A 365-nucleotide genomic window follows, 5' to 3' on the forward strand; every position below is an offset into this window, starting at 1 on the left:
CTGCTGTAGTGGTTCTCGTCAAAGACCACGTTTCCAAGGTCACCGACGTGACGGTTGACATCGTTCGGATGACCGTGGTCCTTATGTTCAGGATTGAAATGAGATCCAGTCGATAGGCAACCGCCGCTCAGGTCTCCTTTCTCATGGACGTGGAAGCCATATTCACCCGGAGGCAGCCCAGTGATGCCCCCCTGAACGTGAACCTTCCCATCTTGAACCTGCGTGAATGTGATGTTGCCTCTAATCGTTTCTGTGGATAGAACGGCAATGGCGCGGGACGGCGTGGTGAAGCCATGATGAGCCGTCGCCAGAGCGATCGCAGCCAGGAATGTGAGTTGAAGCAGCATTTTTGTTTTCTCGTTGGC

The 365-nt window shown here is 54.0% G+C and carries 1 protein-coding gene; it reads right to left on the minus strand.

All coding sequences use genetic code 11. The features are described from left to right. A partial coding sequence (locus F0U47_RS22765) for a superoxide dismutase family protein (protein ID WP_149752347.1) occupies nucleotides 1-347 on the minus strand: 347 nt, incomplete at its 3' end. Nucleotides 348-365 lie beyond the last annotated feature (18 nt).

Source organism: Nocardioides antri, assembly GCF_008373765.1.
In the GTDB taxonomy this organism is placed as follows: domain Bacteria; phylum Actinomycetota; class Actinomycetes; order Propionibacteriales; family Nocardioidaceae; genus Nocardioides; species Nocardioides antri.